Annotated in this window: 15 protein-coding genes; 4 read left to right on the top strand and 11 right to left on the bottom strand. The window is 55.8% G+C overall.

All coding sequences use genetic code 11. The features are described from left to right. Nucleotides 1-7: 7 nt before the first annotated feature. The 4 genes from ptsP to hpf all read right to left on the bottom strand — a co-directional run bounded on the left by ptsP (nt 8) and on the right by hpf (nt 3,622). Nucleotides 8-1,753, bottom strand: a complete 1,746-nt coding sequence (gene ptsP, locus FYC48_RS06015; RefSeq protein WP_149495676.1) for a phosphoenolpyruvate--protein phosphotransferase — start codon at nt 1,751-1,753, stop codon at nt 8-10. A gap of 544 nt (nt 1,754-2,297) precedes the next feature. Further along, nucleotides 2,298-2,624 (bottom strand): HPr family phosphocarrier protein, encoded by a 327-nt coding sequence (locus FYC48_RS06010; protein WP_149495675.1) that lies wholly within the window; start codon nt 2,622-2,624, stop codon nt 2,298-2,300. Nucleotides 2,625-2,729: 105 nt separating this feature from the next. Next, nucleotides 2,730-3,209, bottom strand: coding sequence for a PTS sugar transporter subunit IIA (locus FYC48_RS06005; protein WP_149495674.1), 480 nt, complete (start codon nt 3,207-3,209; stop codon nt 2,730-2,732). Nucleotides 3,210-3,274: 65 nt separating this feature from the next. Then, on the bottom strand, nt 3,275-3,622 hold the full coding sequence (hpf, locus tag FYC48_RS06000; RefSeq protein WP_149495673.1) for a ribosome hibernation-promoting factor, HPF/YfiA family: 348 nt from the start codon (nt 3,620-3,622) through the stop codon (nt 3,275-3,277). Between the two features lie 475 nt (nt 3,623-4,097). On the opposite strand from hpf, the gene FYC48_RS05995 reads away from it, so the two are divergent. Both FYC48_RS05995 and FYC48_RS05990 read left to right on the top strand, forming a co-directional pair. Further along, nucleotides 4,098-4,379, top strand: coding sequence for a hypothetical protein (locus FYC48_RS05995; RefSeq protein WP_149495672.1), 282 nt, complete (start codon nt 4,098-4,100; stop codon nt 4,377-4,379). Nucleotides 4,380-4,391: 12 nt separating this feature from the next. Beyond that, nucleotides 4,392-5,465 (top strand): agmatine deiminase family protein, encoded by a 1,074-nt coding sequence (locus FYC48_RS05990; protein ID WP_149495671.1) that lies wholly within the window; start codon nt 4,392-4,394, stop codon nt 5,463-5,465. An 88-nt stretch (nt 5,466-5,553) separates the two neighbouring features. Here the strand turns inward: FYC48_RS05990 and FYC48_RS05985 are convergent, their stop codons facing one another. Further along, nucleotides 5,554-7,152, bottom strand: coding sequence for a DUF6798 domain-containing protein (locus FYC48_RS05985; protein WP_149495670.1), 1,599 nt, complete (start codon nt 7,150-7,152; stop codon nt 5,554-5,556). A 99-nt stretch (nt 7,153-7,251) separates the two neighbouring features. Then, a complete protein-coding gene (pdxA, locus tag FYC48_RS05980; RefSeq protein ID WP_149495669.1) occupies nt 7,252-8,352 on the bottom strand; it encodes a 4-hydroxythreonine-4-phosphate dehydrogenase PdxA in 1,101 nt (366 codons plus the stop codon). 245 nt (nt 8,353-8,597) lie between these two features. Here pdxA and FYC48_RS05975 point away from each other — a divergent pair, with 245 nt between their 5' ends. Together FYC48_RS05975 and FYC48_RS05970 are read left to right on the top strand one after the other, a co-directional pair. After that, nucleotides 8,598-10,376, top strand: a complete 1,779-nt coding sequence (locus tag FYC48_RS05975) for a C25 family cysteine peptidase (protein WP_149495668.1) — start codon at nt 8,598-8,600, stop codon at nt 10,374-10,376. 3 nt (nt 10,377-10,379) lie between these two features. Beyond that, on the top strand, nt 10,380-10,946 hold the full coding sequence (locus FYC48_RS05970) for a hypothetical protein (protein WP_149495667.1): 567 nt from the start codon (nt 10,380-10,382) through the stop codon (nt 10,944-10,946). Nucleotides 10,947-10,982: 36 nt separating this feature from the next. Here FYC48_RS05970 and FYC48_RS05965 read toward each other — a convergent pair whose 3' ends face one another. From FYC48_RS05965 to FYC48_RS05945, 5 genes are all read right to left on the bottom strand, one after another. Then, nucleotides 10,983-12,266: a glycosyltransferase gene (locus FYC48_RS05965; protein ID WP_149495666.1), complete on the bottom strand. Its 1,284-nt coding sequence runs from the start codon at nt 12,264-12,266 to the stop codon at nt 10,983-10,985. Beyond that, nucleotides 12,259-13,077: an MBL fold metallo-hydrolase gene (locus tag FYC48_RS05960; protein WP_149495665.1), complete on the bottom strand. Its 819-nt coding sequence runs from the start codon at nt 13,075-13,077 to the stop codon at nt 12,259-12,261. The genes FYC48_RS05965 and FYC48_RS05960 overlap by 8 nt, the downstream gene beginning before the upstream one ends. 8 nt (nt 13,078-13,085) lie before the next feature. Further along, nucleotides 13,086-14,090 carry a 3-oxoacyl-ACP synthase III family protein gene (locus FYC48_RS05955; RefSeq protein WP_149495664.1) on the bottom strand — a complete coding sequence of 335 codons (1,005 nt, stop codon included), beginning with the start codon at nt 14,088-14,090 and terminating at the stop codon, nt 13,086-13,088. 583 nt (nt 14,091-14,673) lie between these two features. Then, nucleotides 14,674-15,900, bottom strand: a complete 1,227-nt coding sequence (locus FYC48_RS05950) for a glycosyltransferase (protein ID WP_149495663.1) — start codon at nt 15,898-15,900, stop codon at nt 14,674-14,676. Continuing rightward, nucleotides 15,864-16,844, bottom strand: a complete 981-nt coding sequence (locus FYC48_RS05945; RefSeq protein ID WP_160149349.1) for an NAD-dependent epimerase/dehydratase family protein — start codon at nt 16,842-16,844, stop codon at nt 15,864-15,866. Before FYC48_RS05945 ends, FYC48_RS05950 begins: the two co-directional genes overlap by 37 nt. Between the last annotated feature and the right edge of the window lie 36 nt (nt 16,845-16,880).

The following is a 16,880-nucleotide window of genomic DNA, read 5'->3' as shown; positions in this document are numbered from 1 at the left end:
ATTTGGATTAGGTAACGATCAGCTCGGGAACGTATTCACCGAGTCGATCCAAGAGATAAAGGTCGACGTCGCGGGCCGCTTCCAACTGCATCACTCGATCGGCAATTTCAATGCACTGATCGATCGAAACGGACCGGATCGCTTTTTTAACTCGCAGCAACGACGATGGGGGCACGCTTAAATGCCGAACCCCCATCCCCAGCAACAACAAGGCGCGGGCGGGGTTGCTGCTCATCTCACCACAGATCGAAAGCGGTTTGTCAAACTGGGCAGCAACTTCGACACATCGCGCGATAAGACGCAGGACCGCCGGATCGCTTGATTGATAAAGCTCGGCGACGTTCTCATTACTTCGGTCAACCGCCAGGGTGTACTGGGCTAAATCGTTCGTGCCGATCGAAAGGAAGTCGACTTCTTGGGCAAATCGCTCGAGCATCATCACCGCGGCAGGGACTTCGACCATCATGCCGACGGGAATGTTGCTGCGGTGGGGAATGCCGGATTCGACTAAGTCTTCGGCGACGACATTGAGCAGCATCCTAGCCTGCCGATATTCGGCCAGCGTTGTGATCAGCGGAAACATCACCCGCACGTCACCATGAATCGCCGCTCGCAGGATGGCGCGCAACTGGGGCCGGAAGAGATCCAAATTTCGCAGCGACAGCCGGATACTTCGCAAACCCAAGAACGGGTTGTGTTCATGTTCTGCCAGCGGACGATGCCCCATCTTGTCCGCCCCCAAATCCAGCGTGCGGATGACAACGGGTCGGCCGTCCATCTCGCGAATCACTCGGCTGTAGGCCTGGTAGTGATCTTCTTCACTCGGTTCTTCGTGGCTGGACAGATACAAAAACTCGGTGCGGTATAAACCAACACCGTCAGCACCACGCTCGATGCAGGTCGCCGTTTCATGCGGGAATTCGATGTTCGCGCTCAGTCGAACCGGCGTACCGTCTATGGTTTCAGCGGGTAAATCACGAAGTTCCGAAAGGCGTGCCGTTAGCGAGCGTCGGTCTTTGAGTTTCTTGCGGTAGTAGGCGATCGTTTCGGCGTCGGGATTGATGATCACCTTGCCACGGTCGCCGTCGACGATGACGTTACAGTGATCGCCGACTTGATCGAGAAAGCTGCCGATCCCAACAACAGCGGGCAATTCGAGACCTTTGGCTACGATTGCGGTGTGTCCGCCCGGGCCACCGGTTTCGGTACAAAAGGCTCGGACGTACTGACGATCAAGGTTGGCCGTTTCGCTGGGCGTGAGCACATGCGAAAGCACAATGACCGGTTCGGACAAATCCGACAACGGGCCAGCACTGACGGCGCCCAGGCACATCAAGAGTTGCTTTTCGATATCCAAAACATCGTCGGCCCGGTCGGCTAGCAACGGGCTATCAACACGACGAATTGCGGCGGCATAATTGTGCAGGACGCGACTGACGGCATAGGCGGCCGACTGGCGCTCTTCGCGAATTCGGCGGCGCAGTTCGGCTTGCAAACGGGGGTCATGCAGCATTTGGAGCTGCGCAGCGAAAATGTCCCCGGTGTGTTCACCGGCGACCGCTGAGGTTTCGAGGCGATTCGCTTCGAGCCCGGTAGAAACTTGATCAACCGCCTCGCGCAATCGCGCAAATTCCGCGTCCACCTCATCGGCGGCGAGCAGGGTCCGAGGGATTCGATAACCGGCAGCGTCCAGCACTAAGGCTGGGCCGATCGCGACCCCTGGTGAAACGGGGATGCCTTGCAGTTCGACCATCGTGGGTCGATGATTCGGTGGTCACATGCCGGACGTGGCCGAGGTTGACGACGCGGCTGATACAACAAACTCGCGAGTGCCGACGCAGCGCTCCCGTCCCCGAAACCGTCAGACACGCGGTCTATCAGGAGGGGCGAGGGCATGCCGATTGGGCGACCGTTCGTCGGCGCCAATCGGGTGCGGTGGCGGGCGATAATCATGTGCATCGGCCTCGTGACTGACAGCCATCGAGCCTTAGCAAGTTGGACCGATCCATCGAATAAATGTGTGTACGGATTGTGTTTAACAACGGAGCCGACTCGGATGTCGGCGGGCGGCTCAGATGGGAAGTTTGAGCCTAATCAACAAAATTGTCTTCTACGTCTTGTCTTGTTCGGTTCGGACTCCGGCATCGCGATCATTCGCGTTACGCCGTATGAGTCACTGAGCTGTCTCTCGATCGTTTTTCTGTTTTTTTTTTAATTGCAGAGCCCATCAAATTGCGGTCACTTGCGGCGAGTGGTGGCAGCGAGTGATTGCTCGGGCGGCTCTCGCGTTCGAGGCATCAATGGAGCGATTGCTCATCGACCCCCGATTGGTCGGCGACTTCCTCGTCGCCCATTTCATCAAACCCGCGAACAAAAAGCTGTTCGATGGAATCGATCGCGACATCGGCGTCGTCCCCTTCGACATGCAGTACAAGCTCGGTTCCGCAGGCGGCGCCGAGCGTGAGCAATGACAGGATGCTTTTGCAATCGACCGATTCGCCACCACGACTAATCAAAATATTCGAGGTGAATTGATTAGCCATCCGAACAAGCATATCGGCGGGGCGCGCGTGCAGACCTTGAGGGTTGCGAACTACGACGTTTCGGCTAAGCGCCTTGGACATGCGATGGATCAGAACAACGTGCGTGGGACGAAAAGGTTTCGGAGATAACAAAAAGGTCGCCCGCCGGTCGAATCGGACCGGCCGGCAAATTTACCGACGAGGGATTCAACCGGTGGCAAATTGATTGTCGTCGGCTTCTTGCAATAGCTGGGAAATATCGTCGGCTGTTTTGCTTTGTTTGAGGAAACGACAGAACGTTTCGTCGCGAAGCTGGCGTGAAATATTTTCCAAGGCGCGAAGGTGATCGCCGGGGCGTTCGGGAGGGCTGATCAACAGGAAGAACAGCTGAACACGTTCGCCGTCAAGCGAATCGAAATCAACGCCTTCTTCGCTGACGCCAACCGTTCCGACCAATTTTTGAACGCTGGGGTGCTTGGTATGCGGGACGGCGACGCCGCGGCCGATACCGGTTGATCCCAACTCTTCGCGTTTCATGATCGCGGCGATGATATCTTCACGCTGATCGGCGTCGATCTCGCCCGCCTCCAGTAGACTTCCGACAAGCTCTTCGATCGCTTGCTCTTTAGTCTTCGCCTGGAGTTCGGCTTTGATCGACGAGGTCGAAATGAAATCTGCAAACTTCATGGGTGTTGGATTTATGCTTTAAGTGGGTGGTACTTCCCCACACGGAGACCAAGCTCACGTCCCGTTCAGGACTCGGCTTCGTCTGGCGTGGGGGCCTCGATGTGTTTGTGTCCGGTGGCTCGATGACCGGTCTTCTTCTCTTTGACCCGGCGAAGCTGCTGCTCCACTTTTGGGATCGCCATATCCAGAGCTGCGATCACGGTGCTGGCGTCCGCGTGGGACACGCACTCTCCGGCATGCTCGATCGAGACTTGAATTTCGACGACAGGTTTATCGCTGTGTTCCAGATCCACCGTCACTTCGATCGCATTGATCCGGTCGTACAATCGCCTCAGTTTCGTGGCCTTTTCTTCAATTAACTCTTGGTCACCCGGCTGAAGGTTACCGTGGCGTGCCGAGACACTTACCTGCATCGTTGCTTCTCTCCGATCGATTGTTTTCGACTCCACGCTCCGCCTGCCGACGAGATTGCCAACAGACGGAATTAGCCCGCCAGCGTTTGGACGTCGACAAGTTGTCCGGCGGACGCCCCGCCGACTAACGACTCATCGTCGACAGAACCACTCGCCGACACATATTTACGACTTTGAAGGCGTAATTCGGTGCCCCGACTGTGACGATTCGCATGCTTGACACGAATCATCCGGTACACCGCGCCAGCGCGGAATACTCCTGATATCCGGCAAGCATACGCGACAATTGCGTCCGCGGGTAGCGATCATTTTACAAGATAGCCCATGCGGGTGGTGACGAACTTCACCCGCACCCCTCCTACCGAGTGGCAAGGCCGTAAAACTTGACGTTTCCCCCGTGGCCACCTTCCCGCCTAACTGCTACGCTACGGAACGATTTTCACTGATTCCCAACTCCCAAGCCCGCTATCCGTCCATGGCCCGTAAGGTCGTCAGCCGAGCCGAAAAAGCAGCCGAAGCAGAAGCTGCCGAAAAAGCACTCGCGTCGAAAAAGAAAAAATCCAGCAAGCGATCCAAGGCAGCCGACCAAGTCCGCATGCGGCTTTATTGGGGGGTTTTCAGCCAGAACTTGAAGCGCGTCGCCGTCTTTGACTTCGACAAAAAGGGCGAAGCCGACAAACGTGCCAAGGAACTCAGCAAGGGTGGAAAGTCGCCCCACTTCGTTCAGAAAGTGAAAGAAGAGATCAAGCCCGAATAGGCTCGCGTCGACATGACTTTCACGTTGCCGTCGGCCGGAAAACGCGTTCCCGCCGAATGGGAACCGCTGCGGGCACTCTGGCTCGCATGGCCTCATAATCCAGACACCTGGCCCGGGCACTTCGACGAAATCCCCGATCGGTTTGCCGCGTTCATCCAAGCGGCCGTTCGGTTCACTGACGTTCATCTCATCGGCTCGCCAGAACTGAAAGCATCCGCCGTACCGGATCGGTTTAACCTGCCCGGCCAGCGGTATCGCGTCACCTGGTTTGAAATCCCCACGAACGATTGCTGGATTCGCGACTATGGCCCGACTTTTGTCGTCGGCGACTCCGAATCAAACAATGCTGCTGAGCGCCAAGCGATTGACTGGACGTTCAATTCCTGGGGCGGAAAGTACCCGCCCTGGAACCTCGACAACGCGGCGACAGCAAGCATCATCGACGCGGCTAATTGGCAGCGTGTCGACGGCGGCCTTTGCGTCGAAGGCGGCGCACTCGAATGGGACGGCACCGGCCGACTACTGACGACAACCGATTGCTTGATCACCGACACCCGCAACCCCGGTCTCGTGCGTGAACAGGCGGTCGCCATGCTCGAGCAATTGTGCGGCGCTCGTGAAGTCGTTTGGGTCGACGGCGGGGCTTTGCAAGGCGACGACACCGATGGTCATATCGACCAATTAGCACGCTTCATCGATGCCACCAACCTAGTCGTGGCCGTTGCGACCGACCCCAGTGACCCCAACTACGACGGCTTAGAAGCTAACTTCGAGCAGCTCACCGAGTGGGGTCAACGAACGACACCGAATGTCACCGTCCACCGTCTGCCGACACCGCCGCCGCGCATGGTTGACGGCACCCGGGTGCCCGAAAGCTACTGTAACTTCCTACGACTTGGCCCCGACGCGTTGCTTGTTCCGGCCTTTGGACACCAACCCTCGGATGACCATGCGACCGAAACCCTGACTTCTATTGCACGCCTTCAATCACCAATGATCGAAGTCGTCTCCGTCAATTGCCGGGAACTGATCTGGGGACTCGGCGCGTTACACTGTGCGAGTTGCAACGAACCGCAAGTCACTTAATCGATATCTTCACGCGGCACAAATTGGTGTCTTCGTTGTTGGCTCATGCACGGACACTCATTTATTTTCTCAATCGATCATTGCCGGATCAGTTCGGCAGTTCGTAAACGCTGTAGGTTCGATTCTGCTGATTGCCGACAGGGTAGATCTTTGCCAGCGGGATCGAGCTGGCGATCCGATTGTCCACAATCATCAAACGCACACCGTATCGCTCACGATAGCGTCTGAGCTTCGCATAATTGATCGGTACTCGCATCGAGCCCAACGAGACCGCGCCGACATGCTTGGGAAAGACGTCTTCGAAACGTTCGAGCCACTCGATCAATGACGTCGCATCCTGAGGCACGTCTTTCCAATTGACGACTTCGCCCCGACCGGCATACCACTTGAACGTCTGCTGGTGCCGAGGCGTCAAGAAAATTTCGCTGACCGGCGTCGACGTCCTTGCCCAATCGCAAACGGCAACCCAATCGCGAAAAACTTGCTGTTGCTGTTGTGGCGATGCATCGGGATCAAACCCCAGCAAGCGATGACTGGCCGACGGTGGTACGCCGATACGAATTCGTTCGACACATGCCGCCGCGAATAACACCGCACCGATCACCAGCAACGATGCAGCCATGACCCGGACGTAGGATCGCAACCGAGAAGCCGAGACAGCCTGAGGTGTTTCTCGATCTTTGGCGAAGAGCAACTCAGCCAGCGACAACGCGATCACCAACGGGACGATCGCATCGCCAAGTCGGAACCAATAATAACGCAGCAGTTTCGCAGCCAGATCGGGGGCAACGGTCGGCAGGAAACCTACCAACAACCCGATCACCGTGATGCAGGTCGCGCCGATGCCGATCCAAACCAGTCGCTTTCGAATCGCCGTCGCTGGCGTCAAGAGAAACAGCCCCAACATCGTCGCAATCAGTACGCCGTGACGAATAAACCAATGGGGCGGAAAGTCACTCGGCAATAGGTGGTGACGGATACGTACGTAACTGTAAATTCGCGCCGCGAGGTTTCGTTGCTCGGCTGTCGCTTCCATCGTCAATTGCAGTGCCGGGACCAACCCCGCCAACGCAATCGCACCTCCGATCCATAATCCCAGTGTCCAGAAGGCCGCTCGATCATTCCGCGGACTTCGAAACTCGGTCGCCGCAAATGCGATCATCGTCGCGATCACCAGCCAGCCTCCGGTTAAGACGTGAAACGCCGAGGCGATCCCGTACCAAACCCAAGCGACCGACCAGCGCCGCTGCATTGCAAACGAGATTCCGATCAACCCACAGCCATACGCGGGAACTTTCCCCTCGATCCCACCGACGACCCATTCGCCGGCCAAGTTGCCATGACTGATCCCGATCAACCAAAGGATCGCAACGGCAACGCATGAGAACGTCGGCAGAGACAGTTGCCGACAACACCGCAGTAACCCCAATGCGACAAGTGACCAGCCAATCACTCGACCGACCCAGGCGCTCGCTTCGAGTGAAAGGAACTGGGTCAACCAGCCGAACGTGAGGTAAAACGTCGTGTGCGCTTTCCCTGAAGCGGCGAATAGATCGGTCGACGCAAATGCGGGATCCCAAAAGTTCTTCGCTTTGACCAAGTAGTGAGCTTCGTTAACGGCCGGGGGCAGATCGCCCGCGTAAGCAAAGAACAACGCAAGCAGCGCAACAAACTCGATCGATGTCATCAATCGATTCGACGTCACTACTCGGTTCACTGTGTTGATGGTCGCTTTACTGAGTGCGCTTTGCTGGTCTCATGGCAATTCAATGCTCGATGGAGCATGCTATTCGTGATGCCGATTTCTTGCCAGTCCAGCCTTTGTGGGTCCCAAATCGTTCGCCATCGCGATCGCCGAACGCAAGCTTCCCGAACTCGCGATCCCTTTCCAAGCCAAGTCCATTGCGGTCCCATGATCGACGCTGGTTCGAACAATCGGTAGCCCCAACGTGACGTTCACCGCATCGTCAAACGACAATGCCTTCAGTGGAATCAGGCCTTGGTCATGATACAGACACACATGGACGTCGGTGGCGTTTCGCATCGCCGGCGTAAAGGCGGTATCCGGCGGGACCGGCCCGGTGACGACCCAATCCTTGCTTGCTGATCGAAGCCATTGCCGGATTTCGTCGATCGCGGGTTGAACGATCCGCTCTTCTTCGCCATGGCTGAGCAACCCGCCTTCACCGGCATGTGGATTGAGCCCCAAAACCGTCACACGCGGGGGTCGACCGTGCCGTTTCTCCATCGCCAATCCGCCCAACCGGATCGCGCGGGTGATCTGTTCGATTGATAGCCCCGCGATCGCATCGGCCAGCGGAAGATGGATCGTCGCCAGAACGGTCGAACATGCCTCGCCGGATAGCATCATGCAAAATTCCTTCGTTCCGGTTTTATCGGCTAATAGCTCGGTGTGCCCCAAGTAGCCCGTTCCTGCGGCGTGCCACGCTTCTTTCTGAATCGGACAAGTCACGATCGAATCAAACACACCTGCCATTGTCTGCTCAATCGCCAACTCGACGGCGGCAAACGAAGCTCGCCCCGTTGCCGCCGAGAATTCTCCCGGCCGTAGCGAATCAACAGGAACGTCGCCACACTCTAAAATCGCCGCCCCTGACGCCTTCCAGTCGCCAGTCGAATCGCCCATCGTGAGCTGCCCGAGCGTCACTGTCGGCGGCAACGGCAGCTTAAGTTCCGTGGCGACTTCCGTCAGCGCCGGCCCTGGTCCGATTAGAATGGGACGGCACCGTCGCAAGACTGACGCATCGGTGGCACACTTGAGTGCCAGCTCCGGGCCGACCCCTGCGACGTCGCCGACGGTGATCGCCAGCCGCGGTCGCTGATCAGCGACGATAGAATCAGACGGCGGGGCCGAATCGGACGACATTGCTCTGGTACCAGATGGAGATTTTGTTGAGAACTAATCCTTGAAGGATTGCCTACTGCGCCCGAGAGCCGATGACGCTGTGTCCAGCTTACTACGAAGAACGCAACTTTCAGCCAATGCATTCGCTCTAGGGTTTCCGCATCGATTTTGAGACAATCGTTCTTAGGTAGGCAAGCCGTTTGGACCGCCTGCCATTTGGGAATCTACCAATAATCGTTCAAATTCTGAACCTGACGGATCGCCCCATGCAACGTTCGCTGATTGTTCGCCATCCAGTTTCACCGTTGTCGCGTCCCGACCCGGCGCTTCGCTGCGCGGGGTTACTGACTGCTGTTTTGGTGGCGATAGTTGGCGCGATGTCACCTATGCTAGCGATCGCCCAGGGCACCGCCAGGACGGTGAAGGAAGGCCCCGTGGATGCAAGCTCCGCGGACGCAAACTCGGCGGCTGTTCCGCCGACGAAGAATCGTCCAACCGGTGCCGACGTCAATTCGGCGCCGGAGGCTTCTGTGTTGGTCGTTTGTCCGGACCATTATCGCCAGTCACTTGGCGAATGGGTGCGGTACCGACAATCTCAATCGATCAATGTTCGTGTGATCGGTTCTTCCGACTCCGCCGCATCGCTCACCGAATCGATCCGCCAGCACGCCCGGCTATCCGATCAAGCCATTCTTTTGGTCGGCGACGCGCCGGTCATTGGAACCCCCGCGGATCCACGACGCCATGTGCCAATGCACTACGTCGCGACCACGGTATCGTCGAAATTTGGCAGCACGCCGACGTTGGCAACCGACCATCCCTATGGTGACATCAATGGCGACGGACTCACTGATGTCGCCGTCGGCCGGCTTCCCGTTCAAACCGACGATCAGCTCCGTGAGTTCATCGAACGGATCAAGACCTATGAAAACAGCTTGAACTTTTCCGCCTGGCGACGGCGCGTTCAACTGGTCGGCGGAGTCGGCGGGTTCGGGATGCTGGCCGACGCCGCGATCGAATCGGTCACGCGAATGATCGTGACCGCATCATTACCGATGACCGTACAAACGTCGGTCGCTTTCGGCAGTCCCGGGCATGTCTTTTATCCTCGCAAACGCTTCACCGAATCGATCACACAGCGATACTCCCAAGGCTGTCGTTTTTGGGTGTACGCCGGACACGGTATGGTCGAAGAACTCGATCGCGTGCCGTCCGGCCCGACTGGCGTGCCGGTGCTGGATAAAACGACGGTCGGCAACCTGCAGTGTGATCCCGCTAGTGCGCCGATCGCGCTGTTACTGTGCTGTTTCACCGGAGCGATCGATGCCGGCGTGGATAGTTTTTCCGAGCGTTTATTGCTACATCGGTGCGGACCGATCGTGGTGATCGCTGGAAACCGAGTCACGATGCCTTACGGCAATACGATTCTGACGTTGGGGATGATCGATTCGATTTACGGATCATCAAAAACGGTTGGCGAAACGACCGAGCATCGTCCACCGGCGACGACAATTGGCGAAGCTTTCCTGGCGGCCAAAAAACGTTTGGAAGCGAAGGACGACGCCGAAAAGAATCATTTCCGTACGCTGGTCGATTCGATCGCAATGCTGGTCAGCCCTGCCGGCACAACGCTTGCCGACGAACGTCGCGAGCACGCCGCCCTGTATGGGTTGTTGGGCGATCCACTGCTAAAGATTCATCCTCCACGCCCGATTGAAGTGAAAACAGAAACGGGTTTCGATTTTGGCGCGCCCATCGAAGTCACCGTGACGAGCCCTATTGATGGCGAGTGTACGATCATGCTGGACCATCCGCTGGGGCAATCGCCCAAACCTAAACCTGGCGAATCGCCACGTGATCCCAATCAGGTGACCTTGGCATCAACCCACGCCAATGTTCACGCCGGGGAAAGCAGTACCTTTACAATTCCGGTCGACGGTGCACAGCCGGGTTTGCTGGCCGTTCGCGTTCATGTCGCCGGAAAAGAAACCTGGGCAAGCGGAGCTTCACAAACCAACATTCGCCCCCGTCCGTCTACAAAATAAGAAATGAAAGTCATTCCGCTCAATTGCAACCACTGTGGGGCACCGCTGGAAGTGGCCGCCAACGCTCGCTTTGTGACTTGCGGATTTTGTGATGCGCGACTGTCGATTCAACACACCGGCAACAGCTATTCAACGGAAGTCCTTGAAGACTTGCGTGCGACGACGGACCAAATCGCTCGCGATATCAAAGAAATCAAATCGAGCACCGCGATCGAACGACTCGATAAACAGTGGGAGCATCAACGGTTCAACCACATGGTCACCGATAAGCACGGCGGCCAACATTTACCATCCAAGGGAGGTGCGGTGTTCGGTGGTGGTTTGATCGTTGCTTTTGGTTTGTTTTGGACGATCATGGCCTTCGGGATCACCAGCGCCGGGCGAATGGCGGGTGCTCCCGGTGTGATCGGAATCTTCCCCGTCTTCGGCCTGATCTTCATTGCCGCTGGCGTCTTTAACATGTTTCGCATCGTGAAAAAGGCCGACGCTTATCAACATGAACAATCAAACTACCTTCGCGAACGTCGACGCCTGCTCGAACAATCCGAGAGGGAGCGTTCCTCGTCGTGATCATCCCACCAAATACGAAAGGAGTTTTCTTCGCGGCTAATTCGACAAAGCCTGCTGCGGGTGTTTCGCAGACTCTAACTGCTTGATTAATTCCGCCACCTGATCGATCGGCGCATGACGTCCGATGATGTCAGCAAACGTATCCAGGTTCTCTCGAAAGTGAGGCTCGCTGACTAAATGATCGAGATCCTCGCGAATCAAGTTCGCCGACGGACGCACTCGCAAGCCTAGTCCGTGATAAACCAATCGTGCGGCATGATCGAATTGATCATAGTCCTGTGGCCAAACCAACGCCGGGACTCCATGCCGTAAGCTTGCGTATGTGATTCCCGTCCCACCGTGGTGAAGCACCGCGTCATAGCGATCGAGATAGCGGTCGTATGGCAGGTAACCATAGTTGTGGAAGCGACCCTGTTGCAAATTCGTTTCCGCACCAAAACGCCCGTCGGTGAAATGGATGACCCAGTCATCGCCTTCGGCAGCGACTTCTTTCATCAATGTACGAGCATTCTCCTTGGCCCACAGTAGATGTGTGCCTAATGAAACCAGCAGGTGCCGTTTGCCTTCGATAAACACCGGAGCTTGATGTTCGGGCGAAGGGCTGGCGGTCAAAGGTCCGATGAACTGCAGCGACGGCGGCCATTGCCTAGGGAACTCAAACTCGCGCACGCCGAGCGCCAAGATCCGTTCGTCTGAGTAAATTGCTTCGAAACCATCGTCTCGATAAACGCGGTCGACGCCGAGCCGACGAAGTGGCGTCCTGTAAATCTGAAATAGCGTCCGCTTAAATGTGCGAATAATCTGTCGCCCCGCGAAGTCGCGAAGTCTTCCAAGCGATGTCCGTGGCGGCAACCAACCACCAAGGTAGGCCGGTGTCCCGTCAACAGTATCAACCACACTCGGTGTCGGAAGCGATGTCCACCAAGGAATCCCCAACTGTTTCGCAAGCACTCCGGCGACTGGCACTGTGAAGTCGGCGACGACGAGATCGGGGCGGCTATCGTGCCAGTACGTTGAAAGTTCGTCTCGCAATTGCGACATCAAGGATAGATTTAGCTTGAATTGCGAGAGCAGCTTAAAGGGATTGCTCCCGATCGGTGATTGGGTGTTGGCGATCTCAAACACGATGTGACTACGATCTTTAATCAAGGGAAAAAGATCAAAGCCGCTGGCGAGGGTGGCCGACTTGGCTTCCGGCGTACTGAAGAACCGAATAGGACCGACTCCGCGTTCGGCAAGTCCCCGAGCGAGTTCTAATTGTGGAAACAGGTGACCGGCAAATGGCGGTGCTACGAAATCGATCGTCACCGGTTTAGACATACGATTGTGTCTGCGGGCAGTGGCAAGCCAGAGGTTCCACGCCGGTTCGTGCGACAAGAGTTCGTAAACGTTCCAGTGTGACTTGGTTTTCTGCCGCGTCGTGAAGGATGCGTTTTGAAAGCCAAGGTAACTGCCGATCGGCTTCGAAAACCGATCGATCCCAAAATGCATCGACGGCATACAGCAAGGTTCCTCGATCGGTCGACAGCAGATAACCGGTGTGCCCGATCGCATGACCTGGAAGGTCGATCATGATTAAGCTTCCGTCGCCCCAATAATCGAACGAAGGAAATTCTTCGCAGAGGCTGTGATTGTTGGTGAACGAGGACTCGTCAATCGTACGCCCACGCTGCTCGAAATCGTCTGGCAACAACGATATCACCGTTGCTTCATCAAGTTCCTGCCTTGGTGACATCGACCGAAGCTGCCTCAGTGACGCATCGCGGTAAACGAACGTCGAATTGGGAAACAATTGGGTCGCACCGATATGGTCGGCATGGAAATGCGATAAAAAGATCGTGAACGGTTGCTCGGCATCGATCCCCAGATCAGCCGGGTAATCGGGTCGAAAAAACCCTTGATTGCGAGGAATCGGTGTCAACCAACGCATCACCCGAAACGGCCAACGGCGAGTCGCTTCGCGGATCGCCGGTCCATATCCGGTGTCGATCAAACAGGCACCATGAACCGGGTGGTCGAACTGCAGAAAGACGGCATAGAACCTTCGGTAACGGAAACTTTTAACGCCCGAAAAGTACAAGTTCTGGATGCAGTAGCCACCGTTGTGAAAACGTAGGTTTTGAAGTTTCATCGATCGACCTAAGAATGAAAGATGATCGCCGCTTGCGAGTAGCCGGCGGAGGTACCGAGCAACATCAACGGTGCCTGTTCGGGGAGTAGATTGGATTTTCGTACTCGATCGATCATGGCTGGGATGCTTGCCGCAACCATGTTTCCAATTTCGCGAACGGCAACATGATAACGATCTTTCGGGATGTCGATGATACGTCGCACCAGCTCAACCGCTTTGGGAGACGCTTGATGGGGGATGACATGCAGACAATTGATCCCGTCGACATTGGTTTCCAAATAAGCCTCTTTCATCTTTTGAACCATCGGCGGGAGCAGCCTCAACGCCACACGAAATACATTCCGGCCATCCATCTGAAACCGATACTCCCGATCGTCATCCGAGCGATACTGATACGAGGGTCGAAAATGGCCTCCACCATCGACCTTGCAAAGGTCTAAATGTTCGGCAAATGTTTCGTGGGCGAATAGCAAGTCATGATCGCTTGGAGAATATCGCAAGACAAGCGCTGCCGCGCCGTCGCCGAATAGGCCCGCGCTCTTCGGATCACACCAGTCGACACCTTGAAGCGCCGATTCTGAAGCAACGATCAGAATGTGGCGATACGCACCGGTCGTGAACAACGCGTTCGAAAATTGAACTGCCAAAATTGAACCAAGACAAGTGCTCTGCAAATCGATACATGGAACGCCATTCGCCGCGGCCCCGATCGATTGTTGAAAATGAGCCGCGTTGCAGGGAATGGGACGAAACTTCGAGGTACTGCAATCGATCACGTAGTCGACGTCGCCCCATCCTATGCCGGCGTCATTGATCGCCGACTCAATCGCATGACATCCCATCGTCACCATGGTTTCTGGGGCCACACATTCATGGCGGGTACGAACGCCAAGATGTGATTCAGTCCACCCCGGCGCCCGTTTTACCCGGCGGTCGATTTCCTCGGCCGTGACGATACGTTTGGGGTAGTAACTTCCGCTGCCGATAATCTTGAAATTCTGTTTGATACCCAATGTCTCACCATGTGATTGACATTTTCATCTGCCCAATAATCCATATGACCGACGCATTCCATTGGATAGTCGACGTGTCGATAGAACAACCCGGAGATCCAATCCCGAGTCCCGCGTAGTGTTTCGACTTCGAATGGCGGTGTCCGCAGTGAAACAGGGCCCAACGCCAACGCTTCGATGCGCACACTGCTCAATGCGGCTCGATCGATCGTATTGACAAGTTGCATTCCGCAGCTTCCGAGAATCAACAATACGTGTGGCGTGGACGACAAAAGTGCCTGCCAATGCGGCGCTGAAGTCCTGCGGTAACTCGCACGATGACTGCATAGAAACTGACGCCCGTTGGCAATACTCGCCGCCAACAAGTTGGGCGTGCCTGGCTTTTCGATCGAATTGCTTTCGGAAGGAGAGCCCACAAAGGGGAAGTTTCGATACACCTTCCATGATTCGGGAGCCTCGATCGATTGCAGTAGGCGAGATTGGTCCGTGCTCAGCTTGCAGTGCGTCGGTTGACTTAGTCCAGTGACGATCGCGATCTTAACTGGGCTAAACGAATGCGTGACAGGTGGTTGGTCTAACAGCTTCAACGGTCCCAGTCCTCAATCACTTGGAACGACATTCCGCTGCGAACGTGAATGCGACGACTACGCCACTGGATCTTCGACGAAAGCACGGCATGGATCATATGAATCGGTTGTAGCAACTCAGACACAACCGAAAGTATCGGATTGAAGTACACCGACGGAGTACGCGCGCATTTTCGCGAATAAGCCAATAAGACGTGGCGGATAACCAGTCCTGCGCACCAAACGCTCCAGCCCCAAACGGAAACGATCGCCAAGATGGATGCCACCAGCAGTAAAATCGGAGGCAGCCCCAGCAAGGTCACCAGTGCGGCTTGCACCAGTCGGCGCTGATCTTTGACCAACAGCAGCGAAAACAAGAACCATCGGTGCATTAACCCCCAGTACTGACCAAACGTCTCCACACTGGTCGAAACGAATTGATACGTGATGCCTTGCCTGATCTTCCAGCCCGCATTCGTCGCGAGTTTTTTCATCGCATAGTCATCACACAATTCGTGACGGATCGTCGAGAATCCGCCGTGTCGTTTCATCGCAGTGGTGTTAACGACATAGAACATTCCGTTGATCGACATCGGGTCAGCAAAGTTTAAAAGCGGAAGGTAGGTCAGGACCGAATTGTTGTTGACGAATTGTGTGACCAGTTTTCCCCACAGATGCTCCGCCGGACGATAAAGCGGCAAACCGGTGTATAAGCCGTACTCGGAGAGTGATTCCGCCGCTGCGTTTAATGACGAGATATCGATCGTGGTGTCATCGTCAAGTACGGCAAAGAGCGACCGGTCGGCCAACTGCAGCGCGATTCCTAGCTTGAATGTTTTCGGGTTGATGTCATCAGCAGCCGGTGGACACACGATGACTTTGATATTTGTGCGACTTCCGGCAAGATTGGATGCTACCTCAGAACCAATCTTGTCGTCTTCGTCGACAAGCCAAAGGAATGCGACGTCCGTGGGCAGCGACTCTACGTTGTAACGCAGTGTTTCTTCCAACCGTGGGTCACCACCCAGGATCGGCTGAACGATGACTATTCGTTCGGCAAGTTCTGGTGCCGGCTCATACACTTGGTCGGATCGTTGAATTTCACATTGACTCTGCCTTCGCATCGTCCGTGCCAAAGCGATGACCTTGAACATCAATAGCCCAAGGTAAACGCAGATCAATCCGCTACAAACCCAATCGATCGAGATCACTTCAGTCCGTAAGGGTTGTCGTGTTGGACCCATTCGACGAATCGTTCGACCGATTGCTCGGTGGAGAGCTTAGGCTGGCCGAACGCGCGGAGCATTTTGTCAACCTTGAACACCTTGGAGTACGCAAACACATGGACTCCAAACCGTGTGATCGGAGGTTCCCGCCAGGGCATCAATCCTCCGTAGATTAGTTCCAGGACGTGTGCGAATCGGAACGCAGTTGAAACCGGAATTTCTCGTTTCGGTCGAGGAATCTCCAAGCGTTCGAATACGCCTAGCAAAAACGACACGATCTCCTGGGGCGCGTTGTCGGTTAGATTGAACTCCCCTTCGATCGTGTCGTCTTGAGCGGCTTTAACAAGGCAGTCGGTCAAATGATCGATCGATATCAAATCGCCGACGACGGGATCCCCCGGGCGCGTTAGCAGCGGTAACCGCCCCGCCTGCGCGGCCGCGAGTATACGCGGGAATAGCACGGTGTCCCCTTTACCGTAAACGGCTCGCGGTCTCAGAATCGTCCACCGGCCTTCATATCGCCGCACGATCGTCTCGGCGATCTGCTTGGTCGCGGCGTAGTGGTTAACGGCCGGTTCGGCCGGCACCGTCGACTCGTCGATCCCAATCTGATCTTCGGGGCGATAGAAGATACTAGAGGACGATAGAAAGATTAATTTTGGTTGACCAGCTGCCTGACAGGCTTCGACGATCTTCTCTGTCGCCACGACGTTGGCTTGCCGAAATTGACGTTTGGTTCCCCAAGGCGAACTTCGTGCCGCCGCATGAATAACCACATCGGATCGCTCGATGGCTGAGACCAAATTACCTGAAAACGGTTTTGATAAATCGCAACGCAAATAGTCATCCTGCGATGTCGGGCGGCGGCCGACCCCAATTGAATGCCACCCGGCAGACGCAAACGCAGTTCGCGCGCAACTGCCGACAAAACCGCTGCTTCCGGTGACCAAAACGGTTGGCATGATGTGATTCGCTAATAGCAACATTCGGCCGAACTG

This window comes from Roseiconus lacunae, from assembly GCF_008312935.1.
GTDB lineage: Bacteria > Planctomycetota > Planctomycetia > Pirellulales > Pirellulaceae > Stieleria > Stieleria lacunae.
The sequence above is the reverse complement of the archived record's forward strand: the minus strand, read 5'-3'. Positions and strand labels throughout refer to the sequence as shown.